This window comes from Niabella aurantiaca DSM 17617 (genome assembly GCF_000374125.1).
Taxonomy (GTDB): Bacteria; Bacteroidota; Bacteroidia; order Chitinophagales; family Chitinophagaceae; genus Niabella; species Niabella aurantiaca.
This window is the reverse complement of record NZ_KB893646.1, coordinates 25385-43514: the sequence shown is the minus strand read 5'-3', so window position 1 is coordinate 43514 and position 18130 is coordinate 25385. Positions and strand designations below refer to the sequence as shown.

14 protein-coding genes are annotated in these 18130 nt (G+C 47.7%); 9 read left to right on the top strand and 5 right to left on the bottom strand.

Features of this window, described 5'->3' with window-relative positions; all coding sequences use genetic code 11:
- Nucleotides 1–193 precede the first annotated feature (193 nt).
- A complete protein-coding gene (gene typA / locus B160_RS0123030; protein WP_018630310.1) occupies nucleotides 194–2002 on the top strand; it encodes a translational GTPase TypA in 1809 nt (602 codons plus the stop codon).
- A gap of 330 nt (nucleotides 2003–2332) precedes the next feature.
- Here typA and B160_RS30855 read toward each other — a convergent pair whose 3' ends face one another.
- Nucleotides 2333–4258, bottom strand: coding sequence for a TlpA family protein disulfide reductase (locus tag B160_RS30855; protein ID WP_018630309.1), 1926 nt, complete (start codon nucleotides 4256–4258; stop codon nucleotides 2333–2335).
- A gap of 257 nt (nucleotides 4259–4515) precedes the next feature.
- Here B160_RS30855 and B160_RS0123015 point away from each other — a divergent pair, with 257 nt between their 5' ends.
- Complete coding sequence (locus B160_RS0123015; RefSeq protein ID WP_018630307.1) at nucleotides 4516–4737, top strand: hypothetical protein; 222 nt, start codon at nucleotides 4516–4518, stop codon at nucleotides 4735–4737.
- Between the two features lie 59 nt (nucleotides 4738–4796).
- A complete protein-coding gene (locus B160_RS0123010) occupies nucleotides 4797–5408 on the top strand; it encodes a hypothetical protein (protein ID WP_018630306.1) in 612 nt (203 codons plus the stop codon).
- A gap of 192 nt (nucleotides 5409–5600) precedes the next feature.
- Here B160_RS0123010 and B160_RS0123005 read toward each other — a convergent pair whose 3' ends face one another.
- Entirely contained in the window at nucleotides 5601–6017 is a 417-nt protein-coding gene (locus tag B160_RS0123005) for a VanZ family protein (protein WP_018630305.1), read from the bottom strand.
- A gap of 95 nt (nucleotides 6018–6112) precedes the next feature.
- Nucleotides 6113–6490 (bottom strand): glycine cleavage system protein GcvH, encoded by a 378-nt coding sequence (gcvH, locus tag B160_RS0123000; protein ID WP_026309964.1) that lies wholly within the window; start codon nucleotides 6488–6490, stop codon nucleotides 6113–6115.
- Between the two features lie 321 nt (nucleotides 6491–6811).
- Between gcvH and B160_RS0122995 the strand changes: the two genes are divergently transcribed.
- The 5 genes from B160_RS0122995 (at nucleotide 6812) to hflX (ending at nucleotide 15242) form a co-directional block, all read left to right on the top strand.
- On the top strand, nucleotides 6812–9250 hold the full coding sequence (locus tag B160_RS0122995) for a TonB-dependent receptor domain-containing protein (RefSeq protein ID WP_018630303.1): 2439 nt from the start codon (nucleotides 6812–6814) through the stop codon (nucleotides 9248–9250).
- A 242-nt stretch (nucleotides 9251–9492) separates the two neighbouring features.
- Nucleotides 9493–11943, top strand: a complete 2451-nt coding sequence (locus tag B160_RS0122985; protein WP_018630301.1) for a TonB-dependent receptor — start codon at nucleotides 9493–9495, stop codon at nucleotides 11941–11943.
- Nucleotides 11944–12078: 135 nt separating this feature from the next.
- On the top strand, nucleotides 12079–12504 hold the full coding sequence (gene tsaE, locus B160_RS0122980) for a tRNA (adenosine(37)-N6)-threonylcarbamoyltransferase complex ATPase subunit type 1 TsaE (protein WP_018630300.1): 426 nt from the start codon (nucleotides 12079–12081) through the stop codon (nucleotides 12502–12504).
- A gap of 75 nt (nucleotides 12505–12579) precedes the next feature.
- Nucleotides 12580–13794, top strand: a complete 1215-nt coding sequence (locus tag B160_RS0122975; protein ID WP_018630299.1) for an alanine dehydrogenase — start codon at nucleotides 12580–12582, stop codon at nucleotides 13792–13794.
- 260 nt (nucleotides 13795–14054) lie between these two features.
- A complete protein-coding gene (gene hflX, locus B160_RS0122970; RefSeq protein WP_018630298.1) occupies nucleotides 14055–15242 on the top strand; it encodes a GTPase HflX in 1188 nt (395 codons plus the stop codon).
- A gap of 713 nt (nucleotides 15243–15955) precedes the next feature.
- Here hflX and B160_RS0122965 read toward each other — a convergent pair.
- Nucleotides 15956–16240, bottom strand: a complete 285-nt coding sequence (locus B160_RS0122965) for a hypothetical protein (protein WP_018630296.1) — start codon at nucleotides 16238–16240, stop codon at nucleotides 15956–15958.
- Nucleotides 16241–16716: 476 nt separating this feature from the next.
- Between B160_RS0122965 and B160_RS0122955 the strand changes: the two genes are divergently transcribed.
- Nucleotides 16717–17067, top strand: a complete 351-nt coding sequence (locus tag B160_RS0122955) for a Rieske (2Fe-2S) protein (RefSeq protein WP_018630294.1) — start codon at nucleotides 16717–16719, stop codon at nucleotides 17065–17067.
- A 118-nt stretch (nucleotides 17068–17185) separates the two neighbouring features.
- Here the strand turns inward: B160_RS0122955 and B160_RS0122950 are convergent, their stop codons facing one another.
- Nucleotides 17186–18130, bottom strand: coding sequence for a hypothetical protein (locus tag B160_RS0122950; protein WP_018630293.1), 945 nt, complete (start codon nucleotides 18128–18130; stop codon nucleotides 17186–17188).

The following is an 18130-nucleotide window of genomic DNA, read 5'->3' as shown; positions in this document are numbered from 1 at the left end:
TTTTTTAGTTATTTCCCATACTAAATCTGTTAAAAATTTGGGCTGCGCTCCACAATTACCGTACCTTTGCGCTCTTTTTAAGGAGCAGGAGGAGAACCGGTTGGCAGGACAACGGGTTGGCAGCGGCAGGAAACCGGCCTTTTTATATGCTCCCTGTTTACTTTTAGGCAGATAAACTTTTCAACATAAGAATATGAATTTAAGGAACATAGCCATTATTGCCCACGTAGACCATGGCAAAACCACCCTGGTGGACAAGATCCTCCATGCTACGCAGGTTTTCAGAGAAAACCAGGCTACCGGGGAGCTGATAATGGACAACAATGATCTGGAACGCGAACGGGGCATTACTATTTTCAGTAAGAATGCCGCGGTAACCTATAAGGACACAAAGATCAATGTAATTGATACGCCCGGTCACGCCGATTTTGGCGGAGAGGTGGAGCGTGTGCTGAAAATGGCCGACGGGGTGATCCTGCTGGTAGATGCCTTTGAAGGCCCCATGCCGCAAACGCGGTTTGTATTGCAGAAGGCACTGGCGCTGGGACTGAAGCCCATCGTGGTGATCAACAAGGTAGACAAGCCCAACTGCCGGCCGGACGAAGTACATGATGCGGTATTTGACCTGTTTTTTAACCTGGATGCCACTGAAGAGCAGCTGGATTTTCCTACGTACTACGGTTCCGGGAAAAACGGATGGTTCAATGATTCATTAACGGCCACCGATAATATTACGCCCCTGCTGGATGGCATTTTAAAATATGTTCCGGCTCCGAAAGCAGAAGAGGGCTCGCTGCAGATGCAGATCACCTCGCTGGATTATTCTTCCTTCCTCGGCCGTATTGCAGTAGGCAAAGTAAGCCGTGGTGTTATTAAAGAAGGCCAGCAGGTAGCCCTGATGCAGGAGAACGGTGTAAGAAAAACAAGGGTAAAAGAGCTGTATGTATTTGAAGGAATGGGTAAAAAGAAAGTGACAGAAGTACAGGCCGGCGATCTTTGTGCAGTAGTGGGCATCGAAGATTTTAATATTGGGGATACTCTTGCAGACGCCGAAAATCCGGAAGCATTGCCCCGGATCAGTGTGGATGAGCCTACCATGAACATGCTGTTTGGCATTAACAACTCACCCTTCTTTGGTAAGGACGGTAAGTTCGTTACCAGCCGTCACCTGCGCGATCGCCTGGAAAAGGAAACCGAAAAGAACCTGGCGCTGCGGGTGGAGGAAAGCGAAGGTGGAGAAGCCTTTCTGGTGTATGGCCGGGGCATCCTGCACCTGGGGGTACTGATCGAAACCATGCGCCGCGAGGGATATGAGCTGACAGTTGGCCAGCCACAGGTGATCACTAAAGAGATTGATGGTAAAAAACACGAACCCTTTGAAACACTGGTGGTGGATGTGCCGGAAGAATTTGCCAGCAAGGTGATCGACCTGGTTACCCGTCGTAAAGGAGAAATGCTGGTGATGGAAACCAAGGGCGAAATGCAGCACCTGGAGTTTGAAATTCCTTCCCGCGGTTTGATCGGATTGCGTACGCAGATGCTCACGGCTACTACTGGTGAAGCCGTGATGGCGCACCGCTTTTCATCGTACCAGCCCTGGAAAGGACTGATTCCCGGCAGGAATAACGGGGTGCTGATCTCCAAGAATCAGGGAAGGACCACCGGCTATTCCATCGATAAACTGCAGGACCGGGGTACCTTTTTTGTGGATCCGGGTGAAGAAGTATATACAGGACAGATCCTTGCGGAAAACATCAAACCCGGCGACCTGGTGGTCAATGCTACAGAAGAAAAGAAGCTGACCAACCACCGCGCCAGTGGTAGCGACGATGCTACCCGCATTGCTCCCAAAACGCTGATGACCCTGGAGGAATGTATGGAGTATATACAGCAGGACGAGTGTATTGAGGTAACCCCCAATTTTATCCGGATGCGTAAAGTAGTGCTGGATGAGATTGAACGGAACAAGATCGCAAAGAAAATGGCGGCAGAAGCTGTATAATAAATTACAAAGCAATATATTATAACGCCGGATCATAAGCATGGTCTGGCTTTTTTATTGAATAAAATATAAATTCCGTCAGTTTTAGTATTTTTAGATCTATGATCGAACGCGCTCTTTTTAAAAGGATTGTAAATGATTGCTCAATAATTTTCAGCCAATGGCCATCCGGCTGGATACCGGAATGCTTTGGGAAAACTACATCTTAAGCGAGCGCATAAAATATACCGCCGGCGGCCTTTTGCAAAAGCGTACCCGGATGCGGCCTTTCATACCATCAACCGGAACAATTACGAAAGCTTTATTACGTGCTAATGGTCATACCGCAGATCAGTTCCGCATGACTTCGATCATGGCGCGCATTTCTTCTATCAGGTTGTCCGTATTCCCGTCGAACCCTACTACCTTAAACCGGATATTTCCGTTTCCGTCGATCAGGAACTTGGCCGGAATGCCCTCCACCGCGAAATTGTCGGAAACCTTATTGTCTGCATCAAGCAACACATGAAAATCATAGCCGCTGTGTTTAATAAAATTCGCCACCTTGGTCTCCATTTCACGGGGCTGTGCTCTTTCTCGCGTATTCACAAAAAGAAATGCTACATCCGGGTCATTTTTGAAATGGTTCTGGGCCTGCTGCATTCCGGGGAAGGATGCCCTGCAGGGGCCGCACCAGGTTGCCCAGAAATCTGCCACAACGATCTTTCCTGTTAGCGATGCCAGCGATACCTCTTTCCCATCCAGGTCCTTTAAGGCAAATTTGGGCGCCGGCTCATTGATCATTTGTTTTCGCAACGCTTCTTTCAGCTTAACCCGGTAAGCTGCCTGCAGGTTTTCAAGATAGCCGGCATATCCCTTTTCAGATTTGTTCCGGGCAATATAAATATTTTTTAAGACCCCCCTTAATCTTGCCGTGCTGTTACCGGCTTTTATCATGTCCTCTATTTCTTCCCTTACGGCATTCCTGCCTTTGATCTTTTCTTTAAAGATCACGTACCTTTCCAGGATTTCGGGGTTGATCTTCCCTGTTTTTTGTACGGCCTCCTCCTGTATCTGGTAGGCCGCTGTGCGCTCGCCCAGCTTCCAGAGAATGAGCGCATAGGTATCCATATAATTTCCGAGGGTGTATTCCATGCTTTTAAGGTAATCGGCGGTAGTCCGGTAATCGGGTTTACCGGCCGGGGTTTCCAGTTCTTTTTTGATACAGGCCAAGGCCCTGGCCGACAATTCTTTTGCAAACTGCAGGCTATCGCCCTTTTTCCCGAGGCCTTTCCCGGAAAGGCCCCAGGCCGCTTCATTATAAGCAAGCGCCAATGCAGTATTGCTTTCCGTTTTGGCAATGTATTTCTTAAAATCGGCCCATTTTCTGGCCACTCCGGCGCTGAAAGCCAGATTACCATATATATTGCGGAGCAGGTTCCCATAGGTCTTTTCATCATCCGCATTTTTTGCCGGAAAATCTTTTTGCAGCTGCTCCAGCATTTGGATCCGTTTTTCGGCGTTTTGTTCCCTGTACAGGACATTGAGCCGTTCCCTTTTGGCCGTGATGCCTTTGGGGTAGATTGCCTGGATGTCCTTTTTTATCTTATCGGCATTGTAGCCGTCTTTCAGGGCCATGTAAACGCCTTCCAGGGCGATATAATCCGCCTCCGTTTTATTTGCTTTATGCTGCAATACATCGATCAGCGCTTCTGTCTTTTTCTTTCCGTTCTCTTTGTCCACTGTCATTAAAAGACGCGCATAGGCGCTGGCAAGCCGGGTCTTAAGCTCCGGGTCCGTTTCCAGCTCCCGGTCATAAAGCGCAAGGTTTGTTTCCGGTTTTACTTTCATCTTCAGCATGAAGCTGCCAAAATCGTTTAAGGACACCAGGCCGATCGCTGCATTTTTTACCGGTTTGTTTTGCTGCATCAGCAAGAAGGAATAGCCCTGTTCCTGGTTATTGTCAATACGGTTATCCTGTTTAAATGCGATCAGGACGGCTTTGGCCTTGTCGTTCGGGGAGAAGCTGCCCGTCCATTTTCCATCGCCGGTTTTGGTAAAAGAGGTTTCTGCCGCTTTTATGGATCCGTCATAAATAAAAACTGCAGGCGTGATGTTATCTGCCTTCTCCAGGGTGGTCCCGGCGGGATCGTATTCGAACCGGACCGTTTCGCCCGGCTCCGGTTGAGCGGGAGTGAATTTGAGATTTGTATATTGCGCAGCTACAAAAAAGTGGCTTAAGGCCAGCAGGAGCGTCAGTGTAAATTTTGATTTCATATGTTTTGTTGTTTAGGTTTCGTGCAAAAGGAAAGGAGCAGGGAAATCATGGCGCGCATTTCATCCGGTTCCTCTGCCGGCTTATTGAACTATAAATATAGTTATATTTTTTTGCTTCCGCCGGAAAAACCGGTGGTACATTTTTTGAAGGTCCGGTGCCTCAGGTAATGGATGCAGAAGCTTGGTGTATGTGGAGGATCCGAACAATCCGGTGTTTTTGTTGTTCATTAACGGGAACAATAAAGTAATTTTGCAGGATGAAAAAGAAAGTGCTGTTTGCAGCCGTTTTTATGCTGGTTTTTTTTCAGTCGGTCCAAACATGGGCGCAGTGTTCCATCTGCACCAAAACCACGCAGCAGATGGGTGACGGGCCCGCCCAGGGCTTCAATACGGGCATTCTTTACCTGGCTTTTCTGCCCCTGGCATTGATCGTGTTCCTGGGTATTCGCTGGTGGCGCAATGAAAAGAAAAATTCCTGATATTCCGGTATTGGTCTTATTTTGTAGTAAATTTTTTTTACACCAAAAAAGAAAACAAAATGTTAGATCAAATCCTGAACCTTGTAAAGCAATACGGACAACAAACCGTAGTAGAAAACCCGGATGTTCCAAATGAGTACAATAACCAGGTAATGGCGGAGGCCGCAAGTACCATTACCAATGGATTTCAGAATATGGCCAGTGGCGGCGGGCTGCAGGGCATTCTTTCATTATTTACCGGCGGCGGAGGGCAGAACCAGGGGCAGGGCGGTAGCGGTATATTGAGCAATCCCATTGTCAGCATGATGGTCGGTCACCTCGCCAACCGGCTGGTGTCCAATATGAAACTGAACCCGGCAACGGCAAACAACATAGCCAATAATATCATCCCGAATGTGATCAGCAACATGGTATCCAAAACGGTAAGCAGCGATCCCCAGGACAGTGGGTTTAACCTGAACAGCCTGATCGGCAGCTTAACCGGCGGCGGCAACGCAGGAGGCGGTGGTTTTGATTTTCAGGGATTACTCAACCAGGTATCCGGAGGACAAAATACCGGTGGTACAAATATCGGCGATATCATCAGCCAGGTGACCCAGAATGCCCAGCAGCACCAGCAATCGCAGCAATCCGGCGGGCTGGCCAATTTAATTTCAGGGTTTTTTAAATAGCGGCTTTTTTGGCATAGTTTCTGCAATTTGATAGCTGCAGACGCTCTTTATTTATTTGGCAATAATTCTTGAAAAATCGGTTTAGCATTACTTTAACAAGCCGGTTGTAATAGTGGCAAGGATATTGCGTTTATACATAGAAAGAACAACAATAAAAATTTAAAAAAAGATAGTCAATTTTCTCATAAGCAGTTAGTTTTGGTTGCGACCCCTGTTTCTACAGGGGTCTATTTTTTTATATAGGTAAATGCTTGCCAGTAAGCCGATTATTGCTCCTGTTCCGTCGGCGATAATGTCTCCCGTATCAAAGGACCGGTTGGATATATACCATTTTTGAATATATTCCATCAGGATGCCGTACGCCAGGGCGGTTATACTGATCATTACGAAGGGCGTGTAAAGTCGCTGACCGGCCCCTCTTTTTTTCATCAGCCAGAAATTCCAGAGCAGCACCAGGATCGAAAACATCCCGATATGGATCCATTTATCAAAATAGATCTTGCTAAAGATATCTTCCTGCGGAAAAGCCGATCCCGGAAGTGTGAGCAATACAATGGTAATGATCCAATAAACCAAAGCGCAAAGCAGGAGATAATCCGTTTTCACCATATACAATTTAGGAAATAAAAAAAGCCAGTCACGGAATGTGAATGGCTGTAACTTGTTTAATATTTAATTGCATCATTTTGTGTGTCAGCAGCGGGTTACCCCACCAGGGCCTCGTAAGCAGCCGCATCCAGTAAGGCGGCTACATCTGCAGGGTTGGCAACCTTCATCCTGATCATCCAGCCTTCGCCATAAGGATCGGTATTAACCAGCTCGGGCGCATTGCCAAGCGCTTCGTTCAGTTCAGTAACTTCCCCGTCAACCGGCAAAAAAAGGTCGGAAACCGTTTTTACGGCCTCCACGGTTCCAAAAACATCCCCGGCCTTTAACGATGTTCCGATTGTTTCCACTTCAACATACACGATATCGCCCAGTTCTCTTTGTGCAAAATCCGTAATGCCAATAGTTGCTATATCACCATCAAGACTGATCCATTCATGATCTTTGGTATAACGTAAGGTTTCAGGATAACTCATAACAATATTTTTGAGTACAAATATGAGTAAAGGAACCCAATATTCCATTTTTAAAAGGATAATTTTTAAAGGACTGCTAATTTTTCAGAAAGCTGCTGAAAATCGTGTAACATTTTCTTCTGCTGCGCGATTTAGTGTAGCAGACGGGTGCGCTGGAACCTGCACCGGTTCCTTACAGAAGGCCTCTGATCCAAAGATGATTTTAACATCCGCTTAAAGGGCATTTTATCACAATTAACGGATGTTTTGCCCCATTTACCGGTAATAGCTGGCCCGGGGAAGGCCGGCACTTTAGTTTTGTGTTATACAATCGCATCAACTATGAGAAAGATTTTTTTGATCGGATTCAGTATCGGGAGTGTGTGGGCGCAGGCGCAGAGCATTTCCGGGAAAATTACGGGCACCGACAGCAAACCTTTGGAAAAAGCATCCGTTTCGCTTTTGAGTACACAGGATTCTTCGGTGAAACAGATAACGACTGCAGATAAGACCGGGAAGTTCCGGTTCAACAAATTGCATTCCGGCAGCTACCTTGTAATGGCTTCCAATGTAGGATATACAAAGAGTTATTCAGCTCCCATAAAGTTTGAAGGCGGGGATGCGACGGTGGATGCGATCGTCTTGGAGAAGAACAATACGCAGCTGACCGGGGTAGTGGTTACTTCAAAAAGACCGCCTTTTGAGGTGAAGGCTGGGAAGACCGTGGTGAATGTGGACGCTTCTCCTACCAATGCGGGGCTGAATGTGCTGGAGATACTGGAAAAATCGCCCGGCGTATCCGTTGATGCGGATGGAAACGTAAGCCTCAAGGGAAAAGGAGGCGTATTGATATTGATCGATGGCAAACAGACCTACCTGTCGGGCACCCAGCTGGCCGCTTTTTTAAAGAGCATCCAGGCAAGCGGGCTCGACCAGATTGAGATCATGACGAATCCGCCGGCCAAATACGATGCTGCCGGCGGGGCCGGGGTGATCAATATCAAAACCAAAAAAGGAACGATAAAAGGCATGAACGGGAACCTGAACCTCAATTATGCCCAGGGGGTCTATCCCAAATACAACGGCGGGGCCAATTTTAATTACCGCAACAATAAGATCAACGTATTTGGCAGCTATAACGGCGGCGTCTGGGAAGGGCTGGGAACGTTAACCATCCACCGTAATTTTTATAAAGAGGAAGTATTTTCCGGGTCTTCCGACCAGAAAACGGAAAGACACAACAAAAGCCAGTGGCACAACGGAAAACTGGGTTTTGACTACAATTTTACGCCAAAGGACGTAGCGGGTATTGTGGTTACGGGCAACATCAACCCCTGGAAGAACTGGCAGAAAAGCGCCTCCAACCTGCGGGATGCGGACGGCAGTATCAATACTGTTTTTATCTCAGATGCATATAATGCCAGCGAATCCAAAAACATCAATACCAATTTCAATTACAAACACACTTTTGATTCGGCCGGGCGCGAATTCTCGGTGGATATCGATCAGGGGTATTATGAAAGCCGGGGCAGTAATTTTTTAACAACCAACGTGCACAACCCGGACAACAGCCAAAGAGGAAATACGGTATTGCTGCATGGCGATTTTCCCTCCATTATTAAAATCTATAGCGGTAAAATGGATTATATCCACCCCTTTAACAAAAATCTGAAGCTGGAAACGGGCCTGAAAAGCAGTTTTGTGAACACGGATAATAATGTATCGTACGAGAGAGACACCAGCACCGGCTGGTATATGGACCGGCAGCGTACCAATCATTTTATTTACCGGGAGAACATCAACGCCGCCTACGCCATCCTTACCGCCACGGTAAAAAAATGGGAATTTACCGGAGGTTTGCGGGTGGAGAATACCAATGCCAAAGGTACGCAGGTAACCATCGACAGTAGTTTCAAACGGAACTATACCAACCTGTTTCCCAATATAGGCGCCGTATATAGCTTTAACGATAAAAATCAGTTGAGCATGGCTTATAGCCGCCGGATAAGAAGACCGGATTATGATGACCTGAATCCTTTTGTATTCTTCCTGGATTCCCTTACCTATGGACAGGGTAACCCCTATTTACAGCCGGAGTTCTCTAACAGGGTAGAGGTGAGCCATACGTTGAACCGCTTTCTTACATTCACCGTCAGCCATACCCAAACAAATAACATCATTACACAGCTCATCAAGCAGAACACGGAAAAGAAGACCGCTTTTCAGACCACGGAAAACTTCAGCAAAAGAAGGCAATGGGGCTTTTCGGTTTCGGCAAACAAACAGCTGCTGTCGTGGTGGAACCTGAGCGTTTACAGTGGTATATTTAACAACCAATATAAGGGCTTATATACCGATGGGGCTAAAAATATACCGGTGGAACTGATGGTGAACACGCTGGACGCAAACCTTACCAGCAGTTTTTCGTTTGCCAAAACGTGGACAGCTGAGCTAAACGGCTGGTACAGCTCCAGCCCGTCCGAGGGCTTAATAATCGCCCGCCCGATGGGCGCCCTGAACCTTGCGCTGGCAAAGCAGCTGTTTCATAAGAACGGAACGGTCAAAATCGGGGTAAGGGATCTTTTCCGCACCAGTAACTTCAGCGGCTCTTCCCGTTATGCGGATGTGGACCTTTCAGTGGCCAATGACCGCCGCCGGGATAACCGCCAGTTCAATATTTCCTTCACCTATAAGTTTGGCAAAGGAAATATCAAACCCGCCCGCCGCCGTACCGGTGGTGCCGGGGATGAACAAAACCGCGTAAAAAGCGGGGGTGGATAAGTATTAACCGATTCAGGGTGGCGGGCTTTTGATGCCTGTTCCTTCCCTCCGGTCGCGGCGGTTTTTTTCAAAACCCTGTACCATAGCATGTAAAACATTACGGGCCGTTCCCGTCGCCCGCAGTTTGACCTGCAAAAACGGCCATTCGCAGGAGATTTTTTACCGTTAAACGGCGCCCGGTTCTTTCGCAGGAATTTTACTGTTAAGTTTGCTCCCTCAAAAGATGACTACAAACTATTTTTATGAAATTATTATTAACACCACTGTTCTTTTTCTTTTATGCAACCATTCAGGCTCAGGTTATTTCGGGGACCGTAAAGGATGATGCGGGAAAGCCGGTGGAAAACACAACCGTTTCGCTATTAAATGCCAAAGATTCTTCTATTGTAAAATTAAATGCAGCCGGCACCGACGGCGGTTACCGGTTTGAATCCATATCCAATGGACGCTACCTGGTAATGGCTACCAATATAGGGTACGCCCCGGCCTATTCATCCGTATTTGACTATGACGGCGCTGATCTGAAACTGGACGATATCGCCCTCGAAAAGAGCAGCACCCAATTGTCTGGTGTGGTGGTTACTTCAAAAAAACCGCTTGTGGAGGTGAAGCCCGGACGCATGGTGGTAAATGTAGAAGGGACCATTAATGCTACGGGCAATGACGGGCTGGAGCTGCTGCGTAAATCTCCGGGAGTGCTGGTAGATAAAGATGACAATATCAGTATGGCCGGCAAAAACGGCGTGCGTATTTATATAGACGGAAAACCCTCTCCCCTCACCGGCGCCGACCTGGCGAGCTATTTAAGGTCCCTTCAGTCCTCCGATATAGAAGCCATCGAATTGATCACCAACCCGTCAGCAAAATATGAAGCGGCAGGGAACGCAGGCATCATCAATATCCGTCTGAAGAAGAACAAAGCCTTTGGAACGAACGGTACCATTACCGCCGGGGCGAATGTGGCTACCTATGCCAATTATAACGGAGGGATCAATCTGAACCACCGCAATAAGAACGTAAATGTTTTCGGGAGCTATAATTACAACCAGGGCCTGCGTTTCAGCAAGCAGTATATAAGGCGCGAGGTAAGCGACAGCCTTTTTGATCAGAATATGATCAGCAAAAACTATCTCAAGGGGCATAATTTTAAAGCAGGGGTTGATTATTTCATCAACTCCAGGAATACCATCGGTGTAATGGTAAATGGCAATATCGCTGATGTGGATCGCCGGGAGCCAGGCAATATGCCCATCGCGTACAAACCCACAGGTGTTACTGACCGGATCCTCTATACCAATACCCAAACGCTCCGGGACCGCAATAACCTGAACGGGAACCTCAACTACCGTTATGCCGATACCTCCGGGCGGGAGCTGAATGTAGACCTGGATTACGGACACTTTAAGATCGACGGGAACCAGTATGTGCCCAATATCTATATGCGCGCAGCCGACGGAACGGAACAGAGCCGCAACATTTACAGGATCATCACTGCCACAAATATAGACCTGTATTCGTTTAAGCTGGACTATGAGCACCCCTTCCTCAAAGGCAAGCTGGGCTACGGTGGTAAATTGAATTTTGTAAACACCGGCAATGACTTTAAGAACTATGATGCCAATGGCAGTACCGAGTCCCTGGATTATGGAAAAAGCAATTACTTCAAATACCGGGAAAACGTAAATGCCCTGTATGTAAACTATAACCGGGCGTACAAAACCTTTTCTTACCAGGTAGGGCTGAGGGCAGAAAATACCCATTCCAACGGAACTTCCACGGGTAAGCAATGGGATGAAGCCACACAGGCCTATAAGGACTACGAGGGAAAGGTAAAACGGGATTATACGGACCTGTTTCCCAGTGCATCGGTTACCTATAACAAAAACCCCATGAACCAGTGGAGCATCAGCTACAGCCGCCGGATCGACCGCCCGGACTATGATGATCTCAACCCGTTTGAATACCGGCTGAATGATTATCTCTATGCGCGGGGAAATACCAATCTGAAGCCGCAATATACCAATACCGTGGGTATTACCCATACGTATAAATTCAAGCTCAATACCTCGTTAAATTACAGTCATGTAAAGGATATGTTCGTGCAGCTGATCGATACCATCGATAAAACAAAATCGTTCCAGACCAACGAAAACCTGGCCAACCAGGATGTATTCAGCCTCAACGTTTCTTATCCGTTCACTTATAAGACCTACACTTTCTTCTCCAACCTTACCGCCAACTACTCTTTGTATGAAGCGAGCTTTGGGGATGGGAAGGATATTCATACAAAAAATTTCAATGTTCAGTACTTTATGCAGCATTCATTAAAGTTTGCAAAGACCTGGACCGCGGAACTGACCGGGCTGTATCTGTCGCCGTTTGTATGGGCCGGAACCTTCAAGGGCAGATCGATGGGCTTTATCAGTTTGGGAATGCAAAAGACCGTTCTGAATGGCAATGGTACTCTGAAAGCAAGTGTGGACGATCTGTTTAAGACCATGCGGTTTACCGGGGATATGAATTTTGCGGGGGCCTACAACTATGTGATCGCCAAATGGGACAGCCGTCAGTTTAAGCTGAACTTTACCTACCGGTTTGGAAACAAACAGGTAAAATCGGCGCGGCAGCGCAAAACGGGCCTGGATGATGAAAGCAAAAGAGCCAGTGGTGGCAGCTCCACACCCGGCCAGTAACCGTCTTAGTTTTGTTGGTAGTATAGGTAAAAGTTGCTGGCGCAGGCCGGCAACTTTTTTTAGGGGGGTGCCGCATCTGTCGACTTTTATCAGTTGCCTGCTTCATTTACCCTTTACGGGATATATCTTTGCCAGATGAAAAAGGAATTTTCACAAGACGATATCATACAGGTGGCCGGGTGGCTGTTGCAGCAGCTTGCGGATAAAAAGATCATTGCCTTTTACGGGCAGATGGGCGCAGGGAAAACGACATTGATCTATACCCTTTGCCAGATATTGCAGGTTGAGGATGTGGTGAGCAGCCCCACTTTTTCCATCATTAACGAATATCGTTTTATGGATGAGGGAAGACCGGCTTCGGTTTATCATATGGACCTGTACCGGCTGCAGGATGAGGAAGAAGCCATAAGGGCCGGGGTAGAAGATTGCCTGTACAGTGGTCATTATTGTTTTGTAGAGTGGCCGGAAAAGGCGCCGGATCTTTTTCCCGGAGAGACCCTCTATGTATCGCTCACGGTAAAAGACGGGGAACAGCGGGAAATAGAAATACTTAAAAAATAAGTAATTTTGCGGCTTGAACCATATCATACAACTTAAACCTTTTGCTGAAAGTCATTTTCCCCGGCCCTTTCTTTTATGAGTAAGATAAAAACCATAGTGAGCACCTCCTTCAGTTATGAAACGCAGGAGGAAACATTGGATATTCGCGTAAAGGGCGGCGGTATGACCATTGGTATTCCAAAGGAGATCGCTTTTCAGGAGAACCGGGTTTCACTGACACCGGATGCGGTGGCGGTGCTGATCAACAACGGGCATTCGGTGATTGTGGAGCACAACGCCGGCGATGCCGCGCATTTCCGCGATGCAGATTACAGCGAAGCCGGCGCCAAAATTGTCTATTCAAGAGAAGATGTTTTTAAGGCGCCCATCCTGGTAAAAAGCGCGCCCGTGGTAGAAGAGGATCTGCCCCTGTTGCAATACAACCAGATCATTATTTCCCCGCTGCATCTTTCGGTACTGCGCAGGGAGGTGCTGCATGCCATGATGCAAAAAAAGATCACGGCGCTTTCGTTTGAAAATTTAAAGGACGATAGTGATTCCTATCCGATCGTGCGCAGCATGAGTGAGATCGCCGGCAGTGCGGTAATGCTGATCGCTGCTCAATACCTGGGATCTGCGAATCATGGGAAGGGGGTATTGCTGGGGGGCATTACCGGTATCGCTCCCACCAAGGTGGTCATCATTGGCGCCGGTATTGTAGGGGAATATGCCGCGCGGGCGGCGCTGGCGCTGGGGGCTTCCGTTAAATTGTTCGACAGCAATATTTCCCGTTTAAAGCGGCTGGAAAACGCCATCGGACACCGGCTGTGGACCTCTGTGCTGGAGCCCAAGCTGCTTGCAAAACAGTTAAAGACCTGTGAGGTTGCGGTGGGGGCGCTCACCAATGAATCGGGCCGGAGCCCCCTGGTAGTTACCGAGGAAATGGTAAGCGGTATGCGCCAGGGATCGGTAATTATTGACGCAACCATCGACCGGGGTGGTTGTTTTGAGACCTCAGAAGTTACTTCGCACGAAAGCCCGATCTTTTTAAAATACGGTGTCATTCACTATTGTGTGCCCAATATTCCTTCTGGTTTTGCCCGTACGGCCTCCCAGGCCATCAGCAATGTGCTGGCGCCGCTTTTGATAGAGGCAGGGGAAGAGGGGGGCATCGAACGGCTTGCCTGGCATCAGCTCCATCTCCGGAACGGGATCTACCTGTTCAAAGGACATCTTACCAATTTTTACCTGAGTCAGCGCTTTGACCTCCGCTATACCGATCTCAACCTGCTCATTGCCAGCCAGCGGTAGGTCTGCAGCTTTAGCATATGTTGTTTTTCTTACGGATTTCATGAACATCCGCGGACCCCTGATCCCCGATTTTTTTAAGGATTTTGCAGAATAATGGATATCTGTTAAGACTTCTGTGAGAATCTGTGCGTTCTGTGGGCCGTTATTCAATTGTTGTTCGCCGCCTAAAAGGAACGGAAGAAAATCTCCCGCTAACTATTTACTACTTCCGGTTTCACTTTTAAAAACCTTACAGGTCTTTGTATTAACTTTGCCCATTCATGCTTGATAAAAAGAATGTAATACAGGGAACGGAAACAGCCGTCATTGTTGGAGTGGTAACGAAGGACCAGACGGAGCAGCAGGTGGTGGAATACCTGGAGGAACTGGCGTTCCTGGCGGAAACGGCCGGGGCAGAGACAAAAAAAAGCTTCATTCAGAAGCTGCAGCATCCGGATTCCAGGACCTTCGTTGGTAAAGGGAAGCTGGAGGAGATCCGCCAGTATATTGTTGCCCACCAGCTAAACCTGGCCATCTTCGATGATGAGCTTTCCGGCGCCCAGATCAACAATATTGAAAAGGTACTGGGTGTAAAGACCATCGACCGGTCGGACCTGATCCTCGACATCTTTGCCCGGCGGGCAAAAACGGCAGAAGCCAAGGCCCAGGTTGAGCTGGCGCAATATCAATACATTTTACCCCGCCTGCGCGGGATGTGGAAACACCTGGAGCGCCTGGGAGGCGGTATCGGAACAAGGGGACCGGGGGAAACGGAGATCGAAACTGACCGCCGTATTGTGCGTGAAAAGATCTCCTTGCTGCGGAACCGCCTGAAAGAAATCGACAAACAGTCGGCTACCCAGCGCAAGAATCGCGGGGAGTTCATCCGCGTGGCGCTGGTCGGTTATACCAACGTGGGAAAGAGCACCATTATGAACCTGCTGAGCAAGCGCGATGTGTTTGCTGAGAATAAGCTGTTCGCTACCCTGGATACCACCACCAGTAAAGTGGTGTTTGAGAACACCCCCTTCCTGCTCAGCGATACTGTTGGGTTCATCCGCAAGCTGCCACATCATTTGATCGAGAGTTTTAAAAGCACGCTGGATGAAGTACGAGAGGCGGATATACTGATCCACGTTATTGACATCTCCCATCCGCAATATGAAGACCAGATGGGGGTCGTGAACAAAACCCTGCAGGAGCTGAAGGCGTTTGACAAACCCGTGATCACCGTTTTTAATAAAATGGACCTGTATGAACAGCTGACCTTTGATGAGTGGCTGGGTGAAGATACCAAAAAAGAGATCCTGCAGGACCTGTATGACCGGTGGAACCATGAAACCGGCGGGAATGCCGTATTTATTGCTGCAACCGAAAGGCGGAATGTAGAAGGATTACGGGCCACCATTCTGAATAAGGTTAAAGACCTGTACCAGGTGCGGTACCCGTATAAGACGATGTTTTATTAGAACAAAGAGGCGAGACCTGTTAGGTTTGTATTCGATGCATTACAGACCTGACAGGTCTTGTTGTGGCGTTATTTACCATTACTTTGGGGAACATAGTTCTTATGATGATTTTTTGGTGTGACGATTGTTTTATGTTGCCCCGGTTTGCCGAGGCTCCACTTGGTAAATAGTGCAAAGTGCGGGTATAAAATTATCATCGAGTGGCATGCGAGTGCCCAATAGGCGGAGCGTATCGCAGGTATCCGGCCTGTATAACCTTATTACCTGGTTTTATTCTCTAAGAAGCTGTTTAAAAGCGATCCAGGAGCATCCTTATCGTCACAAAAAAGGTACGGGTTTTTTATCGCCGCTACTTTGGGCTTTGCTGTAGCCGCCATCTGTAAAAAGCGGGGTTCAACGATCATGTTAGCAAAAGAGGCATGGCCTCGAAAGATCCGGCAAGAACGGGTTTCAACCCGTTTATAAGTCCAAAAGAACAACAGAGAGCTATAGGCTCGGGGCATAATGATCCGTGCCGACGGCACTTATGAAATTACAGCTTCGTTAAAGCCGTGCTAAAGCGCGGCTTTAACGACAACGACGCGCCGGATGGCGCTTATAAGGGGAACCAAAATATTATTTTTAAACAGCTTCTGAGAGCCGGAACGTAGTTCAGACTTCATTTTTCAAGTATATATAGATGGGGATACAGTCAATATGGATGCTTCTTTATTTTACCAAAATTTCCACCAGGGCTTCCTGTTTTTATTCTTTGGATTAAATGCTGGTTGAGGTGCGGGCGTAAACCGATTCGTAAATAGTTTATAGGCATAACCATTGGGCGCTCCATAGTCGTTAAAGGAATGCGGCAGTTTCAGCTTATCCATAAAATCCAGCAGTTGCCAGCCCTCTCTGGCGAATTCATCTGTGGGGTATGCCTTTGTGCTATCCTCCTCCTCCTCGAGGTTCCATCTTATCAGATATTTATCAATATCATTTTCGGCAACATAGGAGTGCACGCCCCATGTTCCGTGCCTATGGCACTCCTGTGCTCCGTAGCATGTTCTGGCTTCCGGAATAAATTCCGGAGTTCAAAAGAATGATCCAGACCGATGGCCTTTGTAAAAAGATTAAACCCGTCTGGCCGGGTCATCCGGATGGCCCATAGCTTTACCTCGGTAACCGTAGTGCTGGCATGCTTCCTGAAAGCATATTTTAAACGAAACCCCGTCTCCCAGTCCCTTTAACGCAACCGGCTAATCCCTATTGAATGCCGAAATGTGCGACGCCTGCCTGAAGAACGAGCGGGCAGGCAAGACTGCTGCCATCCCATGGGGTACAAATAGTTCAGCTACAAAAAATATTGTAACTCACAATCTTGTAACCATTTTGTTGCAAGATCTCCTGTTATGATCGATAATGCAACAGGTAAAAGAGTATAACATCCCCTGAAAAGAAAAAATTACTGATTTTTGATGCTGAAATCATTTGAACAATGAGCAAAGAACTGGAGTGGCACTTGCTTGCCGTACATCCGAATGAACTGGACTTTAATGAAGAGAACCTTGCAGAGATAAAAGTAAAGGGGAGGCATTTGTGCATTGCGCGGTTTAAAGACCGGCTTTTTGCCTGTGCGGCCAAATGCCCCCACGCGGCGGCTCCGCTGGCGCAGGGCTATGTAAATGTTCAGGGCGACATTGTTTGCCCGGTGCACCGGTACAAATTCAATTTGGAGACGGGCCGGAATACCACCGGCGAAGGCTACTTTTTAAAGACCTACCCGGTGGAAGAGCGGGAGGATGGCTGGTATGTAGGAGTTGAAAAAGGAGGATGGTTCGGGTTTTAGCTCCTCCAGATCTTGTGTTGTCTGTTGTATTCGTCCGATCTCACGCAGCGGCGCAAGGGTGCGGCGGCCGCAGCTTTTGTTTGTGGTACCGGCAGCACACAAAACAACTATGCGCTGCTTATTTCTTAAGGTAATTGGGTGCCGGGGAAGCCCAATAGCCTAAATTATGTTGTACGTTGAACATAGTGTCCCGGTAAATAGACACCTTGGAATTTACAGATTTAAAGCCATTGCTTCCTGTTACAGGTTTCCCTGAATTGATCAGGTTAAAAAATCTGACCGGCTTTACTGTGCCTCCGTTTGCAGTAATATCCACAGCAGCCATAGCAGAGGGCTGAAAGCTGGACTGGTCCTTATACTTTGTATGACCATTTAAAGACTGCCACCAATGCAGGTCTTCACCAAACATAGAAGTATGCGCCTTCCATTTTACAGCGCTTTTGCCATTTATAGTCGATGGCACCCGCTGCTCGCCGATAAAGTCTTTCACTTCTGTGCTTTTATTGGTTACCCACAGCCCCCACCATTTGCCAAGACTATCCTCCCCGCTGGGCCCCTGCTTTAGCTCAAACCGGTATTGCTGCCCCGGTACCCAATTGTATTTATACATGATCTGATAACCGCCGCTTTCTTCGTTGACTGCGTTTAACATTCCTTTTGACCTTCCGCCATTGGAGCCCCAGATGGAAAAGTTGATCACTTTGCCCTGGAACGAATTTTTAAAAATACCATTTGTCTGAAAGCCCGCATAGCCGCTCCCGATGTTACTGGTTGCATTTGCCAGCGAAAAATTATAGGCGTAGTAGTGTAATAGTCCTTGCTTTGCCAGGCTGGGTGGCGGATCTGCAACCGGTACAAAGGTCCATTCGAGGCTGGTATAATCGTCGCCGGAAGGGAAGTACCAATCGCTGTAAGTACCGCCCGGACTATAATATAAAGGCTCGTTTGTAGCTGGTTTTTGTTCGTTGCTTTTTGATGCACCGCTGTTTTGGGCAACCAGTGTTATTCCCGTCAATAAATAGACCTGGAGAAATAACAAGATCAAAAGGTTTTTCCGGTTCAT

Excerpts from the sequence above, each read along its gene's own strand:
- B160_RS0122955 (WP_018630294.1), top strand. The coding sequence starts at position 16,717 with ATGAGCAAAGAACTGGAGTGGCACTTGCTTGCCGTACATCCGAATGAA.
- B160_RS0122985 (WP_018630301.1), top strand. The coding sequence starts at position 9,493 with ATGAAATTATTATTAACACCACTGTTCTTTTTCTTTTATGCAACCATT.
- B160_RS0122995 (WP_018630303.1), top strand. The coding sequence starts at position 6,812 with ATGAGAAAGATTTTTTTGATCGGATTCAGTATCGGGAGTGTGTGGGCG.
- B160_RS0123005 (WP_018630305.1), bottom strand. The coding sequence starts at position 6,017 with ATGGTGAAAACGGATTATCTCCTGCTTTGCGCTTTGGTTTATTGGATC.
- B160_RS0123015 (WP_018630307.1), top strand. The coding sequence starts at position 4,516 with ATGAAAAAGAAAGTGCTGTTTGCAGCCGTTTTTATGCTGGTTTTTTTT.
- B160_RS0123010 (WP_018630306.1), top strand. The coding sequence starts at position 4,797 with ATGTTAGATCAAATCCTGAACCTTGTAAAGCAATACGGACAACAAACC.
- hflX (WP_018630298.1), top strand. The coding sequence starts at position 14,055 with ATGCTTGATAAAAAGAATGTAATACAGGGAACGGAAACAGCCGTCATT.
- B160_RS30855 (WP_018630309.1), bottom strand. The coding sequence starts at position 4,258 with ATGAAATCAAAATTTACACTGACGCTCCTGCTGGCCTTAAGCCACTTT.
- B160_RS0122950 (WP_018630293.1), bottom strand. The coding sequence starts at position 18,130 with ATGAACCGGAAAAACCTTTTGATCTTGTTATTTCTCCAGGTCTATTTA.
- B160_RS0122975 (WP_018630299.1), top strand. The coding sequence starts at position 12,580 with ATGAGTAAGATAAAAACCATAGTGAGCACCTCCTTCAGTTATGAAACG.
- typA (WP_018630310.1), top strand. The coding sequence starts at position 194 with ATGAATTTAAGGAACATAGCCATTATTGCCCACGTAGACCATGGCAAA.
- gcvH (WP_026309964.1), bottom strand. The coding sequence starts at position 6,490 with ATGAGTTATCCTGAAACCTTACGTTATACCAAAGATCATGAATGGATC.
- tsaE (WP_018630300.1), top strand. The coding sequence starts at position 12,079 with ATGAAAAAGGAATTTTCACAAGACGATATCATACAGGTGGCCGGGTGG.